Here is a 15413-nt window from a genome sequence, read left to right as displayed (position 1 = left end):
ACTTTGTTCCTCCTACCTTCTTAATTTAGGCACCGCCAAAATGGGATAGAGATCCTATAATAAATGACAGGAAATAGTTGTGGCCTTAGGTTTTGCGTTTACTTTTACGTCCAAGGAACAGACGATCAGGATCTACCAGCGTTCGCAGAATCCGGAGTTCCTCAAATGTCGGAGGCTCCATTTCCCGGGCCTGCTCAATCTTGAGAGACCAACCTGTATTTTCCCGGATAAATTCCGGACTCACACCGGGATAATACATATCCAATTCCAAAATACCCGTTTCCGGATTCGGGCGCAGGATTCCCAAGTCACTGATCACCACCAAATCCCCGCCGCGAAACAGGCCGTAATCAAAGCGCGTCTCACCTTGAGGACCGCGCATTCCGCAAGGCGATGTTAAATATTCCACTCTTTCGACCATACGACGCTTCTCGTGTACCATCGAAACGATAATTTTATCCGCCAGGGAAGCAATACTATTGGCTCCGCCACTCCCTGTCAAGCGAGTTGCCGGTCCTCGTCCCTGCCCGGAAACGCCTGCGGGCCAATATCCGCCTACGGCGCTGGAATTTAAGTTTCCATACATATCACACTCGGCGGCTCCCAGCAACCCTAAGGTACAGAAGCCGCGGCAGGCAATTGTTCCAAAAGCGTCGGCAACCGTAGACAACACCGAGGCCTGATAAGCTGCACGTGTATCCGCTACGGACACAGGCAAATGTTTAATCGTCGGTCCCACGGTCCCCGCTTCAAGGATCATGGTCATGTCCGGCGCGGCGGTATGTTGGGCCAACATGCCCGCAAGCAAGGGCAGCCCGGTTCCCACAAAAATAAACGCTCCGTTGGGAATCTCCCTTTTGGTGGCAACCGCAAGCAGCTCCATTTGAGTACATTCCTCAGCTTTTAAGCCCGTGCGGTCCAGATACTCCAGATAAGATTGGTCAATGCTCATTTTTTCTTCACCTCCTTACTTAAAGCGTTCGATGGTTGGATTATAGTGATATTGCGGATCGGCTCTTAAGGAAAAGAGCTTATCCAAGCCCACAACCCGAAGCAGATAATCCCAATCATCCTTGGTTGAACCAACTGTTTCCGACCAATAGGCTTTGACTTCCGACCTTGATTTATGGTTGACTTCCTTGACATAATGTTTAAACCAGCCGTAATCATAATCATAATAATTGGGAACTGCGGAGGGATAGCAGCCGAAGGGGGCTTCCACGATAGCATGAACGGCGTGAGCAGCGATCTGATTTTTCTCCGGGCTGTGACGCAGCTCTTCAGGCGGGCAAATCCGCTCACATTCCACGATTAAGATCCGGCCGCACAATGATTGATCAATATCCGGCCCCACGAGACCCTCAAAACGCACTGTCCCATCCAGCGCCACACGTTGTGCATGTACCACACAGACCTCCGGCAAAATAGGCGGTACTAAAGCAACCTTAACTCCCGCTTTTCCTGTATAGTTGCTGGAGGCCACGCCGCCCTGGCGATAGCTATTTGTCTTGTTGCCGCAGGTGTCTTCTCCACTGCGGAATTTATGAGGTCTGAGCCCCCAGCCCTCGAAGGGATCGTCTAAGATCGCATATTTATGGGGAGGAATTCCCGGATGAATCCATTCGCCCTGTTCATTTTTTCCTCTCAGTCCGGCCTTGCCAAATACGTCATAATTGACCAAGTCACTTCCTATATCCCCTAAACAAGGCATAAAGGGCAATCCGTACCGGCCGGCTACCGTGCGCAGGGCAAAACTCCAATTGGTATAATCTTCGAGCAGTTCTATTTCGCCTTCTTCGATAGCTTTGCGCATTCCATAGGCGACGGGCATACCGCCTTCTAAGCCTAAGTAGGTGCTTTCCAGCCATTTTACTAAACCCGCTCCCGCAAGCATCTCTTCACACAAAGTTCCGCCATTCATCGTCAGATAGAGCTCCCCTACTCCTTGACGAAGGATTTCACGGGCAATAGCCATCGGCCTGCGCAGAATGGTAAAGCCGCCAAAGGCAATATGTGTTCCCGGCGGTATAAAGCGCTGGACCGCCTCTTGGGCCGACATCACTTTTGACTTCCAATCAGTCAATATGGTCCCCTCCTAAAATCAGCTCATTCCAAGCCATTGTTCCAATCTTTCGATACAATCCTCTCGCTCGAACAGATCAAGTCCGGAAACCGGCACGTCAATTGAACCATTCTGATCAATATAAATGGGCGGAATCTGCAAATCTGCGGGAATGAGGCGAAGTGTCCGCTTATTGATCCTGGCGACATCCCCCCATTGTCTGAGATGTTGTTCAAGCACGGCCAGCAAGGGTATGTTTTCCCAATAAAGCCTCAGCATAGTTCCCTCTCTTTTCCTTTTTACTTTGTTATTTGCCAACCAATTGTTGACGCTCTTCACGAAATTGTTTTAACACCAGAGTCAGCGCTGCCATGAAGTTTTGCAAAACTTCACTTTTGTGATCCCATTCTTTTTGCAGAGCTTCCAAATGAGCCGGAACTTCACCCAATTGGCCTAAAATTTCCCGGCTCTTTGGCGCTGTGTTCATGATTTGCTCCAAATTTCCCCGCACTTCTTCCAGACCACTTAAAAGAGAATTGTCACACCAAACTCTTGGCATGATTTGTTGAAAATTGGAGACTAATTTCTCAGCGACGATTGACGTATTTTCCATCGGATTCACCTCACCGTTTCCTAATATCCAATACCATTTTCTAATTCATTTATGGCCATAATTTTTTTCCTTTAAATACAAATCCATTAGAGTTAGAGTTAAGTTATCACCTCCTTTGTCTTGGCAATTCTACTTTTTAGAAGTGCAATTCCCATGCCAATTGATTGACATATTCAAATTTTCTGAAATCAACAGTTGGACTAACTCTTTGCGGCTTTTTTAGTGGTGCAAAATGCAAATCTGCATTTTCCTTAAGAACACTATTGTCAGAAGAGCTAGTCTATTGGCTTTGGTTCCCGTAATGCCTAAATGCATGGTTAAATGCATTCAGGCATTATCTCAATGAGGCATGTTCTCGGCTAGCGGCCATAATAGGAGCTGCCTAAACTTAGATCGTCTGCCAAAAATTCCTTCTCTGATCCGTCGGAAAAACTCACAATAAGCCCGCCTTTGGCGCTGATATCAACAGCCAAACCCTGCCTGAGCTCACTTTCTCCGGTAATGCTCACTTCACGCCCTAGAGTGACATTGTTAGCTAACCACATCGGCTTAAGAAATGAATGCCCCCCTTTTAAAAAACCCTCATAATGCTCATCCCAAAGCCTAATAAACTTCTCCAGGACTCTTTGACGGGAAACCTTTTGGCCGAGTTCCAACTTGAGTGATGTGCTCGTGTCCCTGCACTCCCGGGGAAGTTGATCGTAAGTCTGGTTGACATTAATTCCCACGCCCATGATAACGTACTGGGGCAGACCACTGGAAAAACTGCTTTGCGCGAGAATCCCGCAGATTTTTTTGCCATCTATAACAATGTCGTTGGGCCATTTGATTCCCACTTCACATCCCGTTGTTTGGCGGATTGCTTCCGCTACTACAACTCCGCACAGAAGGGTAAGCTGAGGAACGAGTTGAACGTCGATCTCAGGTCTTAAAACCATAGACATTAAGATTCCCTGCCCTGCCGGACATGCCCAGCGGCGTTTCATCCTGCCTCTGCCGGAGGTTTGCAGGCCGCTCAAAACGATCGTGCCTTCCCCGGCTCCTGAACGCGCTATAAGCTGGGCGATGGTATTCGTAGAGGATACTTCACGATACAGGAGCAGATCATTTCCTAAGAATCTTAGATGTTTGTACCGTGAAGCGGCTTCAACGCCAACGTCAAATTTAATGTCCAACACCCCCGCTCTCCCCTCTTGTCCAAAAATCTTGTTTTAAAAACCCGGGGCAAAATGCTAATCCGAATATTGAAAAAACCTTTCCTGCTTCTCTCCCTGGACTAAGTCCTAATAACTATCCTAATAACTATCCTCTGATAACTCTTGGCGTCAGCATTTGATGCACGGCGCAAATAGAAGCCGGATTCTGATAATAGGACCCTACAAAAGCTTCACAGTATTTGCGCAGCTTCTCAAGATCCACAATTTCATCAACCCAGCCCTTTTGAGCACAATAGGCCGGTCTGGACTTAGCGTAGTAATCCTTAATCATATCATTCATCTTCTGCATCGTCGGCTCTAAGGATTTGCCTTCGTCCTTATCTTTGACCAAACGCCTGGCATAAGATGCCGCTGCCGCTGTTTCGCCATGCATCACGTAAACTTCCGTAGTGGCGGTACCAAGAGTGAAAACGTTATTATTATTGGCTTGCGGACCACCTAACACATAATGAGCCGCTGCCGTACCTTTCCGCAAAATAATTCCCATCATCGGGAGATCGGATTGTTCTATAGAATAAATTAAAGACATGCCCAATCCCAGCATCTCGGCCTTCTCAGCGGTGTCCCCAACATCAATGCCGGTAGTGTCTTGCAGCCAAATGAGGGGAAGCCGGTCCCGACCGCAGAAGGTTACGAACTCGCTCATTTTGATGAGCCCTTCCCGGTATAACTTACCGCCGATTCCCTGATAGTCGGCGTAGTTCGGATAACCCTTGCCCAATATCCCCTGATTGTTGGCAATAAACCCGCATAAGAAGCCGTCAATTTTAGCCAATCCGCAATACACTTCAGGACCGTAGTCAGGTTTGAATTCCATATGTTCACTGTTGTCAAAGAGTCTGGCCAGTACTTCCGGCATGGGGTAAACTCTTTTCTGATTAAAGGGCACTAAACTGTAGAGATCCGAAGCCGGAAATTTCGGTTCAGCAGGCTCGGCAACTCTAAAAAATGCCGGAGCGTAAGCGGGTAGATCCTTAACGTATTTTTTAATATCGTCCAGAACTTCTTCTTCTGTGTCGCAGACATCCCGCATAAAACCGGTTCCATAATGATGAATTTCCACTCTGCCGGGAGGAGTCGCCTTAAATTTACGGGTTTCTTCAATTAAACTTGCGGCCGCCTCGTCATCGACATATCCTTTGGGGTTCATGCCGCCGACGATGCCGCCGCCGCCAACAGCCATATTGGCATTTTTGTGAGCGATCAGAACCGTAGGGCTTATGGAGTGATAACCACCCCCGGCCGGGTTCGTGCCATAGATGCCCACGATAATCGGTATTCCCAGTTTTTGCAGCTCAGCATGCCGGAAAAAGGGAGTACCGTTTCCCCTCCGGTTGGCATAAAGCTCTTCCTGTTCCATTAACTTGGCGCCGCTGCAGTTAAGCACCCACACTAAGGGCAGGCGCAGCCGCTTAGCTATATCCGTCACCCGCAGTATATTGTCAGCCTGCCCGGCAAGCCAGGCACCGGCCATCACTTTATTGTTCGAAGCTATGATCACCGTCCATTTACCGGCTATTTTGCCTAATCCGTCGATAACTCCGGTATTCCTTTCTTCGTTATGGGCGGGGTCATAAATGGTATGCAAGGGACACCAAGTGCCCGGATCTACCAAATACTCAAGGCGCTGCCATGCGCTCATTTCTCCTTTTTGGTTCAATGCTTCCGTGGACTTACCCGAATTTTTAACGCGTTCAACCTCTTTAGCGATCTCTGCTTCCACGTTTTTAATGTCCTCAATATTTTGTTGGGCAACCCGGGCTAATGGTTTGCCAATACCGGGCATTTCCTTAAAATAAGGGTGCATCGCATATCCGTAGTCTCCCATTTCCAATCCTCCTTTTAGGCGGCAACAGCCGGATCTCCCCAGCCATCCTAGCGGTTTGGCTGATAGCCAAGTTCAATTTTCGCTATAATCTGCATATGGATATTGGAAGTCCCTTCCAGAGTCTCAAACTGTTTGGCATCACGCAGCCACCTGCCGCAAGGATATTCTGTCGAATAACCATAGGAACCGTAAAGCTTCATAGCCACATTGGCGGCATGTACCGCTGCATTACAACTGAACAGCTTGGCCAGGGAAGTCGCTTGCTGGCTGGGCAGTTTCTTCTCTTTAAGCCAAGCGGCATGATAAACCAGATATTTAGCGGCCTCATCCTCAAGTTTCATTTCCGCAATCTGCTGCTGAATCATCTGATATTGACCAATTTGCCGGCCGAATTGGGTGCGTTCCTGGGCATACTGGACCGCTCCCTCCAGACAGGCCGCTGAAAGTGCCGCCGCACCGATTGCACACCCCATGCGAGTGTTATTTAACATCCACATACAGATTGGAAAACCCTTATTGACAGGCCCTAAGAGGTTTTCTTTCGGAATCACGGCGTTTTCAAAAACCAGTTCCGAGGTCGGAGCAGGCCACATACCTACTTTTTTCAAGATCGGAATTCTGGTAACGCCTGGAGTATGATTGTAATCAACGATTAAGCAGGACAGCCCCTTGGCACCCGCGCCTTTTTCAGTGACGACATAGAGCAGTCCCACATCGCAAGTGTGCCCTCCTGATATCCACATCTTAGAACCATTGACCAGGAAGTGGTCACCTTTATCCTCGGCAAAGGTTTTCATGCCGGCTACATCAGAGCCTGTATCAGCCTCGGTCATAGCAAAACTGCCGACGTGTTTGCCACTTACCAGGCCGGGAATATACTTTTGCTTTTGTTCTTCCGTACCCCATTCATTGATGGTCAGCGCCGGTCCCCAACAATTGCCGCTGACACTGAGCCTCCAGGAAGTATGCACTTTAGATATTTCATAGAGGGCCGTGACCGCTTCCAGCCAACCCATGCCGTTACCGCCGTACTCTTCCGGTATACTCCAGCCTAACAGGCCCAATTCACCCATTTTAGTCAGAATCTCCCGGCGATAGTAATGGTTTTCTTCATCCTCTTCCACATAAGGAGCAATTTCCTTTTCGGCAAAATCCCGTGCCATCTCCTGAACCATTCTTTGCTCATCCGCTAAACTAAAATCCATAAATTCTCCCCTCCCCATCATTCCGAAGCGCCCCAAGGCATAAGATTGAGGGCTATTTGACTTTATTACTCAATGACCACTAACACATCTCCTTCCTGTACACGATCCCCAACCTTAACCATGATCTCGCGCACAGTCCCGGCGTCGCCATAAACTGGATTTTCCATCTTCATAGCCTCAATAATGAAAAGTTCATCATCCTCCGTAACTTGTTGACCTACTTTAATATTGATCTCGAGAATTTTACCGGCGATAGGACTATCTAAATTTGCCATTTGTCCAATCCCTCCTCACATTAATTTGGTGTGGCGTTAACCTTTTCACCTCACTTACTTCTCAGCTTGAAAAAGGGCACGCTAACTATCGAAATTATGCAAATAATATGCCAGATCATTGCAAACCTTTGGTTTTTTATTAATGATAACTCTTAAGCAAGGGAGTTTTCTGAATCTTGGCACAAAACTTGCTTAGCTTATTCAGGCAGAATGCTAATGTTACTTTAGTCCCGGCGACAAATACTGATCTATTTAACAAGGTTATACTTTCGGACAGTACAAAAGGAGGGGTGAAAAAGGTTTTAAAGAGCGAGCTTCCTTTGATAGTCTTGCAAATATTTCGAAAGGAGACGAGTTATGGAAATTCTGAGCATGCTCAAGGCAATGGGGCAAGGAACAGGCCTCGCTCATTTTACTCCGGCTTATATTGTCATGTTGCTTTTGGGAATCTTATTCATATGGTTTGGGATTGTCAAAAAATACGAACCCTTTCTGCTGGTTCCCCTGGGGGTCGGATGCATGCTGGTAAACATTCCTGGCACAGGTTTAATGGGGCCCGGCGGACTTTTGCATTTTAATTATCAAGGCATAACTGCCGTTATTTATCCTCCTCTAATCTTTCTGGGAGTTGGGGCAATGACGGATTTCGGGCCTTTAATCGCCAACCCGAGCACTATAATTCTTGGGGCTGCCGCCCATCTGGGCATCTTTATCGCTTTGATCGGCGCTAAACTTTTAGGCTTCAGCATCGCTGAGTCCGGTGCCATAGGCATCATCGGAGGCGCGGACGGGCCTATGGCTATCTACGTGGCAACCAAACTGGCGCCCCATTTGCTCGGACCCATCGCGGTTGCCGCCTACTCCTATATGGCCTTGCTGCCCCTGATTCAGCCGCCCATTATGAAAGCGCTGGTTCCTCCGGAAGAACGAAAAATTGCTATGGAGAAGATGAAACCTGTTGCCAAACGCGAAAAAATTATCTTTCCCGTGCTGATGATCATGATCGTTTTAGTTTTATTACCGCCCATTGCGCCTTTAATCTCCTGTTTGATGCTGGGCAACTTAATCCGGGAATCAGGGGTTATGGATAGGGTTTCGGCCACCATAGGCGGAGTATTTTTAGATATCATCACAGTTTTTATTGCCGTTGCAATTGGCTCAACGATGAGTGCCGAAAACTTCGTCAACTTTCAAACCTTAAAAATTGTAACTCTTGGCCTGATTGCCTTTTGTTCCGGTTCGGCAAGCGGAGTTTTATGGGCAAGACTGATGTGTAAAATGAGTAAAGGGAAAATTAATCCCTTGATTGGTTCCGCCGGTATAGCCGCTGTTCCCATGGCGGCGAGGGTATCTCATACCGTGGGGATACAATACAACAAACGCAATTACTTAATAATGCACGCCATGGGCCCAAATCTGGCGGGTGTTTTAGGAACTGCGGTAGCAGGCGGAATTATGCTGACATTATTGGGGGTGTTTTAATGGCCATCATTCAAGATACTCTTTCAGGAGCACTCATTCTAAGCCTTTTTGATTTTGTCGCTTGTTTTTTTGTGCTCTGGGGAATTAGTTTTCTGATCAGAGGTCTTGGTTTTATCAGCACTAGACTCCCTGAAGCTAACGACACTGCTAAAGCTCCCATTAATAAACCTCATTCTTGAAAATTTACCTTTACTATGCAAAAATAATCTGGTAAAGAGGAGGTCGGAGCTGATGGTCAGAATCGCAGATTTGAGTAACGGAAATTATTGGAGGCATATGGGGATGTCCACGGTGGAGAAGGAGGGAAAAATCCAGGTAATTATGGAAATCAAGGATAATCTGAAGCAATTCTATGGCAATGTCCACGGAGGAGCTCTTGCCGGGCTGATTGACGGCTCTATTGCCGTGGCGGTAAATCAAGCGTTAGATCCGGGTGTGGGAGCTTCAACCGTAGAAATGAAAATCAATTACCTGCGTCCGGCCAACACCGGAACCCTTCGGGCTGAAGGGAAAGTCATCCAGAAAGGACGGAATATTATCGTCGGACAAAGTGAAATCAAAGATGATGAGGGCAATCTGGTGGCCTTTGGCACGGCAACGTTCATGGTTACACAACTTAAGCGCTGAGTCTCTGAATTATGCTCAATACATGTCCAGGCAATAAAAAAACCCGCTGTACAGTGGGTTTTTTTATTGCCTGGACATGTATTCAACTTTCTAAATCAATGCAAATAGGCATTCTTTAAGTAATGCTCTTTAGTGAGATCCTGGAACCTGCCTGTAAATCAGGTTATAAACAGGTTATAAATAAAAAGGCTGCCATGCACTTATGCATTATTTCATGCATATTGACATTAATCAGTCACAGCAATACCTAAACGCTGAAGCTTACGGACAACGGTTGATTGATTGACTCCCAATAACTTTCCCAAATCATAGGTATTTCGGGTTTGTTTTAAAGCTAAATTAAAAATTTGCCGTTCCATTTCCCAAGCGGCTTCCTTGAGCGGCATGATTGAATTGACATGGATAACTGAAGTATCCTTTTCCTGCTCTTGAGCCAACTGGTTTGCCGTAACTCTGTAATCAGGGCAAGTTACAATTAATTGTTCCACAGTATTTTGGAGCTGACGAACATTACCCGGCCATTTCCCGTAGAGAAACCATTGCAGGACTTCCGGAGCAAAGTCTTTATCAAGACCGTATTTTTGATACACACTATCTCGAAAACTGTGAACTAAAGGCAAAATATCCTCTCGACGTTCACGCAGGGATGGAATGTAAAGAGGAACTACATGAAGCCGGAAAAACAGATCTTCGCGAAATAATCCTTTCTCTACCATCGCGGAAATATCCCGATGGGTTGCCGAAATCAACCGCACGTCTATTTTGCGGATCTTTGTTCCTCCGACACGCACAAATTCACGTTCTTGAATAACGCGCAATAATTTGCTTTGCAGAATTAAGGGCAGGTCCCCGATTTCATCAAGCAGCAAAGTCCCTTGATTGGCTAATTCAAACAGACCCGGCTTTCCTTCTTTTCTGGACCCTGTAAACGCTCCCCCTTCGTAACCGAATAGTTCTGATTCCAACAGATTTTCCGGAATCGCGGCACAGTTGACTTGAATAAAGCGGCCGGAAGAACGCTTGCTGTTTTCATGAATGAACTTGGCAATCACCTCTTTGCCTACTCCGGATTCTCCCCTGATAAACACGGAGGAATCGACAGGGGCGACACGTTTGGCTAAGTCGAGAACCGACAACATTTTGGGGGAATGGGCTATTATGTTCCCACCTTTGCGCAGTGAGTTCAATTCTTGACAGTACTGGTGCGTAAGCTCTTGAGAGGTTTTTAGCTCATCACGCAGCTCATGAAGCAAACTTAAATCCCGTAAATTGAAGATTACCCGCCGTAAAGTACCATCTTCTTTAAACACCGGATTTCCAGTGATAAGGAGGTGTCGGGTACTCACTTCCTTCGTTACTGCTTTCCGCCCACGGAGAATGCTCTTCCAAAGAGAAGGCCTCTGCATTTGTAAAACATCGTCAATAAACTGTTGCAGTATATCCTGTTCTTCCAGACAGCAAAGACTGCAAGCGGCCGAATTTGTCCGCAGGACCCGCCCCAACTCATCGGTTACCAATATTCCGTCATAGGATGAATTCAGAACGGTGTTCAATTCAGCGTTTAATTCATTTAGAACCTTCAACTCATGTAAGGCGCTCTCAATTTCCGAGATATCCTGAAAAACTCCGACAGCTCCTACCACGTTTCCGTCTTCCATTATCGGCGTGCGATTGCTGATATAAGCTCTATTGAAGGCCTCAATGCGGAAATCAAATTGGGGCAACCCTGTTTTTACAACGTCGAGAAGGCCTGTCGGAATAATCATGTCTCCCAAGAAACCCCCTAGGGCTTCAGTCTGTTTGCGCCATGTTAACTTTTCCGCAGCTTTATTAAAGGCGGTGATCTTGCCGGATGCGTCGATAGCAATAATTCCACTGGTTACGGAATTAGCGACGGCATTAAAGGTTTTAACCCAAAGTTCTTTTTCCCTAAAAATCGTCATTCCTACATCGCAGCGGGTAACCATCCCCACGAGTACTTCCTGATTAAGGACAGGCGATACCCCCGCTCCAAAATCCCAGACCCTTTGCAGACTGTCTTGCAAATTAACGATCAGAAAATCCGTCTGCATGATATCTGCCGCAGTTATTTCCGGATTTAAGAGTATTCCGGGCTCTGTGAGCCGCCGGCGTTCTATGACTCCAAGTACCTCACCTTGTGCTGCGACTAATACCCCTTCAGCATCAAATTCGGATAGTTTCAGCGCAATATCGATCAGCGTTTGATCCGGCCGAATACAAATTGGGTCAATCATAATTTCTTCAACCTTCATACTCCATGCCACCTCTTTATTGCCGAGATTCCACCTCTTAAAAATACCTGATTTATTTGTTAATTTCGTATTGCGTCCCCGGAATCCTCCTAATTTATCTAAATATAAAGAATATTAATAACTATGGCATAATGCTCATTCTCCTAAAGAAACTTGGCCGGCTAATTGCACTAATAACTTATGCGCTGGCCATGAGGATAAGCGGACGAGCTTTTCGCCGCACTGCAGCTCATTGCGCATACTCCTAGTGTGGATTGGCCAAGCGTCCCTGAGTATGCAACGACGTTTTCTGACTGTCTAAAAAAGGCAGGACACTTAGTTATCCCATATTAAAATGAGACAAACAAGTGCCCTACCTTTATCGATCCCTTAGCGGTAGAGAAAGTATATCTTGCGAGATATAAGAGATAGAATATCAGTGTTCACTGGGTTTGAGAATGACTCCATGGCAGCTTCGGCCGTCAATTTTCACAGACAACGGTTTTCCCAAGCGAACCAGCCTGACATATTCGGTCTGCTTGAGAACCGGCGCTTCCTTGAGCCAGGCCCAGTCAATAAATTCGGACTCATTCTCCTTCCCTACATGAAAGTAACCCATTCGCAACGACATGAGGTTGTGATGAAAATGACTGCCGAGGGAAGGTTCTACCTGAAGGGTCTCTCGATATGCTTCAACCACCACTTTCGCCTGGGACATCTGTGACCAGGTCAGAGGGATTCCCAGCCAGGGATCTGAGGACCCCAGACGCCCGAATCCCAAGAGAAGGCAGTTGCGGGTTTCATTATGCAGCAATTGATTCAATTCACCAATTTCCTGACCAATAATGCGCGTTTTACTGCGGTCAAAGGTGTCCGGGTCAACGAAAATAATATCGTAAATAGGCTCGAAAATTCCATTACCAATGGCATGACTGCTTTGGCACATGACTTCTTGGCGTGGATAATCATGAACCTTAACGTCTTGCAATTCCCTCCCGGAAACCAACGGCCGAATTTGGAGAAAATAAAATTCGATCTCCTTTTGGCGATTGACCGGAATATTGATGGCAAACTCAATTTCAATATCCGAACTGAAGGCATTTTTGCCAAGAACGAACAGATCCTTGATAATATTGGTCAGCGGAAAAAGGCCAAATTTTAAAACCGGAGCAAAGGAGACAACTCGGGGGCCGGAAATTTGCAGAGTGTCCAGAATGGTGCCATTTTCCCTGGAATACGTGCTGCCAACAAAGCCCAAAGTGCCATCTTTTTCCGCCCGCTCTAAAGGATATAAGCCCAAAGTGCCAGCTGTATCCTGGGAAATTCCGAGCGAGTGATCCGCTAACTGTAAACCATAAAACTGATTCTGCGACTTTTTCAAAAAATCGTCCGCAGATGCTAAATCGGGATTCATCTTGGGATATGCCGGGGAAAAGCGGTATACTTGCTCGCCGTCAACCACTGCCTTGCCAAAACCTAAAGCCAAACTGACAATTCCCTGTTCAGGCTGCATATAAGAGATCGGGTAAAAGTTATAGGATTGGGCTACCCCGGATATTACCGGGTAAAAAATCTCTCCATGCGCTTCTCCGACAAGCTGCTGAATCAAAATCGCCATTTTCTCCTCTTCGATGCGCAAATCCGCATTTTTAACATAGCGCTTGGGAGACTGATAAAAAACGCAAGCGTACACAAGCTTTACGGCATCAAGGAGCTGCTTTAAGCGGATTTCGGGGTCTTGATGGTTATTGGGCAGCATATAAGTGCTGTAAATTCCGGCAAAAGGCATCATCTGAGAGTCTTCCAGAATACTTGATGAGCGCACGGCTAAAGGATAGTTTATTTTATTAATCAAGATACGAAGTTCATCTTTGATTTTGGGAGGGAGTTCGGAGTCCAGGAACCTCTGAGCAATCGCTTCTTCCTCTTCTGTAACTATGGCCATTTCCTGCAACGAGTTTCTTTCCAGAAATTCCTCAAATACCTCACTGCAAATGACAAAGGATTGGGGGGTTTTGATCCTGATGTTGTTATATTTCTTAAAGACTTCAGTCTGAGAGAGCAGAGAGTTAAAGAAGGCAATTCCCCTGCCTTTTCCGCCCAGAGAGCCGCTGCCCAATTTTTGCAAAGAATTGTCCATATCTATTTTTGTTTGTCCGAAATCCGTGATGACACCTTCCTGGATACTCTTAAAATACATTTGAATAACTTGCAGGATATAATCCCTCAACTCCTGTGGGCTATGGAAATCGGAAACATCCACACGTCTGATTTGTTCCGCGCATTCAAATTCTGTTCGCGCCTTAAACCATTTGGAAAAATCATAACGGCTGGCATGATATATCAAGCTTTCTTCAGGTAAGACACGCAGAGTTTTCTCAAATTCATCAATAATAGATGCCCTGGCAATGATACTTCCATCCTGATTTCTAAAGATGAAATCACCAAAACCATAGTTCTCCATAATATAAGTACTCAGGTCTAAAAGCATATTGGGCGAGTTTTTATTGAGAAAATTGATCCCGATCTCCTGCATCCTTTCTTCAGCCTCAGGTTCATTGGATTGGATCAGATAGGGCAGGTAGGGAATTTCCTCCTTGATTTTTTTCGCCAGAAGCAGGCCTGCCAGCGCATTGAGCTGCCCGTCTTTCGGATAGCCCATATCCGATATTACGCCCAGCAAATTGTGTCGGTATTTTTCAAAAATCTCCACAGCCTCCTCATACGTCTCTGCCAGTAATATTTTAGGCCGGGCCCGCATCCTCAATAAGCGATGCAGATTATTGATACCCTTCGAAATGAGGTAGCTTGTCTGTTTCATGATTTCCGTATAGATAATAGGCAGAAACTGAGAATACGCCCAAATCGAATCTTCAACCACCAAAATGGCTTGAACACCCTCCCGGCAATCAGACTCCAAATTTCCCAGATCTTCCACATACTTAACGATAGCTAAAAGAATTTTACTGTTTCCGGACCAGTAGAATATCTTGTCGATAGCTTTGCTTTCCCGTATTTGTTTAATCAAGTCGTTATTCAGAGTATCGTAAGTAAGCATGACAACGGGTTTCCCCGGGTAAGTTTCTTTAATTCGTTTGCCAAATTCCTGAGGATTCATATCGCGAATTCTCGCCATAGTAATAATTAAATCATAGGTCCTTTCCCTCATTGCGGAAAATGCTTCCTCTGCCGAAGAAACTCTGTGGATACGAGGGACGAATTGAAGATTCATATCCAAGTATTCCCCAAAAATTTTCTCGGATAAACGGCCGTCTTCCTCAAGTACAAAGGCGTCATAGGGGCTGGAAACCAGCAATATCTCCCTGACACGAAATTTCATCAAGTCATGAAAGCCTGAGAATTGGGCTTTGTGAAAATTCGAAGTCTCCATATAATCCTCCCCCGAGAGTTACACTCGACACTGTCTTCGCACGAATTAGCATTCTTGCAGCCTCTGGCGCAAGCGACTGCCTAATTGCCCTGATCTGCAGTCAGATAGTATTAACGAAGTTTATTTTCTTCCCCAAAATCTAAAGACCCATAAGGAAGGCAGCATCGCCCACAAAAGTGAACTCATTTCATGGAGAGGCGGTAAAGCTCACAAGGTTGCGAGGGGAAGCGGAGCCATTGGTTCACCTCAGGTATTACCCTGAGGTTTGGCGGAGCTCCCTCGCAAGCGAGTGGGCGAGCCACGGAATGTTGAGTGAGCGATGTGGGTGATGCTGCCCGACCCAAAGGATCTATTTTATAAGTCAAAGCGGGGCTATCAATTTAAAGACAGCCCCTTTTCCATTCCTTATAACGTCTTATTCTATATAACGACATAACGACTTAATCTGTCTTTGACTGCAC

13 protein-coding genes are annotated in these 15413 nt (G+C 46.3%); 3 read left to right on the top strand and 10 right to left on the bottom strand.

Features of this window, described 5'->3' with window-relative positions:
• Nucleotides 1–85 precede the first annotated feature (85 nt).
• The 8 genes from REC12_RS24495 to REC12_RS24460 form a co-directional block, all read right to left on the bottom strand.
• Complete coding sequence (locus tag REC12_RS24495) at nucleotides 86–952, bottom strand: CoA-transferase subunit beta (RefSeq protein WP_308898751.1); 867 nt, start codon at nucleotides 950–952, stop codon at nucleotides 86–88.
• A 15-nt stretch (nucleotides 953–967) separates the two neighbouring features.
• The gene (locus tag REC12_RS24490) at nucleotides 968–2083 is read right to left on the bottom strand and encodes a CoA transferase subunit A (RefSeq protein WP_308898749.1); all 1116 of its coding nucleotides are present in this window, start codon (nucleotides 2081–2083) and stop codon (nucleotides 968–970) included.
• 18 nt (nucleotides 2084–2101) lie between these two features.
• Entirely contained in the window at nucleotides 2102–2341 is a 240-nt protein-coding gene (locus REC12_RS24485) for a hypothetical protein (protein WP_308898747.1), read from the bottom strand.
• Between the two features lie 28 nt (nucleotides 2342–2369).
• On the bottom strand, nucleotides 2370–2675 hold the full coding sequence (locus tag REC12_RS24480) for a hypothetical protein (RefSeq protein WP_308898745.1): 306 nt from the start codon (nucleotides 2673–2675) through the stop codon (nucleotides 2370–2372).
• A gap of 359 nt (nucleotides 2676–3034) precedes the next feature.
• Nucleotides 3035–3853, bottom strand: coding sequence for a biotin--[acetyl-CoA-carboxylase] ligase (locus REC12_RS24475; RefSeq protein WP_308898744.1), 819 nt, complete (start codon nucleotides 3851–3853; stop codon nucleotides 3035–3037).
• A gap of 124 nt (nucleotides 3854–3977) precedes the next feature.
• Nucleotides 3978–5720 (bottom strand): acyl-CoA carboxylase subunit beta, encoded by a 1743-nt coding sequence (locus REC12_RS24470; RefSeq protein ID WP_308898742.1) that lies wholly within the window; start codon nucleotides 5718–5720, stop codon nucleotides 3978–3980.
• 47 nt (nucleotides 5721–5767) lie between these two features.
• Nucleotides 5768–6925, bottom strand: a complete 1158-nt coding sequence (locus REC12_RS24465) for an acyl-CoA dehydrogenase family protein (protein WP_308898740.1) — start codon at nucleotides 6923–6925, stop codon at nucleotides 5768–5770.
• Between the two features lie 65 nt (nucleotides 6926–6990).
• The gene (locus tag REC12_RS24460) at nucleotides 6991–7200 is read right to left on the bottom strand and encodes a biotin/lipoyl-containing protein (protein WP_308898738.1); all 210 of its coding nucleotides are present in this window, start codon (nucleotides 7198–7200) and stop codon (nucleotides 6991–6993) included.
• 357 nt (nucleotides 7201–7557) lie between these two features.
• Between REC12_RS24460 and REC12_RS24455 the strand changes: the two genes are divergently transcribed.
• Genes REC12_RS24455 through REC12_RS24445 form a run of 3 tightly spaced genes read left to right on the top strand, consistent with a single transcriptional unit; the run spans nucleotide 7558 to nucleotide 9309 of the window.
• Nucleotides 7558–8682 (top strand): sodium ion-translocating decarboxylase subunit beta, encoded by a 1125-nt coding sequence (locus REC12_RS24455; protein WP_308898736.1) that lies wholly within the window; start codon nucleotides 7558–7560, stop codon nucleotides 8680–8682.
• On the top strand, nucleotides 8682–8861 hold the full coding sequence (locus tag REC12_RS24450) for a hypothetical protein (RefSeq protein WP_308898735.1): 180 nt from the start codon (nucleotides 8682–8684) through the stop codon (nucleotides 8859–8861). Before REC12_RS24455 ends, REC12_RS24450 begins: the two co-directional genes overlap by 1 nt.
• Before the next feature lie 52 nt (nucleotides 8862–8913).
• The gene (locus REC12_RS24445) at nucleotides 8914–9309 is read left to right on the top strand and encodes a PaaI family thioesterase (protein WP_308898734.1); all 396 of its coding nucleotides are present in this window, start codon (nucleotides 8914–8916) and stop codon (nucleotides 9307–9309) included.
• Between the two features lie 227 nt (nucleotides 9310–9536).
• Here REC12_RS24445 and REC12_RS24440 read toward each other — a convergent pair whose 3' ends face one another.
• Nucleotides 9537–11582 carry a sigma 54-interacting transcriptional regulator gene (locus REC12_RS24440; RefSeq protein WP_308898731.1) on the bottom strand — a complete coding sequence of 682 codons (2046 nt, stop codon included), beginning with the start codon at nucleotides 11580–11582 and terminating at the stop codon, nucleotides 9537–9539.
• 415 nt (nucleotides 11583–11997) lie between these two features.
• Complete coding sequence (locus REC12_RS24435) at nucleotides 11998–14952, bottom strand: PEP/pyruvate-binding domain-containing protein (protein ID WP_308898729.1); 2955 nt, start codon at nucleotides 14950–14952, stop codon at nucleotides 11998–12000.
• Nucleotides 14953–15413: the final 461 nt, after the last annotated feature.

The sequence above is a fragment of the Candidatus Desulfosporosinus nitrosoreducens genome (assembly GCF_030954495.1).
Lineage (GTDB): Bacteria > Bacillota > Desulfitobacteriia > Desulfitobacteriales > Desulfitobacteriaceae > Desulfosporosinus > Desulfosporosinus nitrosoreducens.
This window is presented reverse-complemented; position numbering and strand designations above follow the sequence as displayed.

Bases quoted from the DNA above. Each gene is read 5' to 3' on its own strand.
- REC12_RS24495 (WP_308898751.1), bottom strand. From the start codon at position 952: ATGAGCATTGACCAATCTTATCTGGAGTATCTGGACCGCACGGGCTTA.
- REC12_RS24485 (WP_308898747.1), bottom strand. From the start codon at position 2,341: ATGCTGAGGCTTTATTGGGAAAACATACCCTTGCTGGCCGTGCTTGAA.
- REC12_RS24480 (WP_308898745.1), bottom strand. From the start codon at position 2,675: ATGGAAAATACGTCAATCGTCGCTGAGAAATTAGTCTCCAATTTTCAA.
- REC12_RS24470 (WP_308898742.1), bottom strand. From the start codon at position 5,720: ATGGGAGACTACGGATATGCGATGCACCCTTATTTTAAGGAAATGCCC.
- REC12_RS24465 (WP_308898740.1), bottom strand. From the start codon at position 6,925: ATGGATTTTAGTTTAGCGGATGAGCAAAGAATGGTTCAGGAGATGGCA.
- REC12_RS24460 (WP_308898738.1), bottom strand. From the start codon at position 7,200: ATGGCAAATTTAGATAGTCCTATCGCCGGTAAAATTCTCGAGATCAAT.
- REC12_RS24455 (WP_308898736.1), top strand. From the start codon at position 7,558: ATGGAAATTCTGAGCATGCTCAAGGCAATGGGGCAAGGAACAGGCCTC.
- REC12_RS24450 (WP_308898735.1), top strand. From the start codon at position 8,682: ATGGCCATCATTCAAGATACTCTTTCAGGAGCACTCATTCTAAGCCTT.
- REC12_RS24445 (WP_308898734.1), top strand. From the start codon at position 8,914: ATGGTCAGAATCGCAGATTTGAGTAACGGAAATTATTGGAGGCATATG.
- REC12_RS24440 (WP_308898731.1), bottom strand. From the start codon at position 11,582: ATGAAGGTTGAAGAAATTATGATTGACCCAATTTGTATTCGGCCGGAT.
- REC12_RS24435 (WP_308898729.1), bottom strand. From the start codon at position 14,952: ATGGAGACTTCGAATTTTCACAAAGCCCAATTCTCAGGCTTTCATGAC.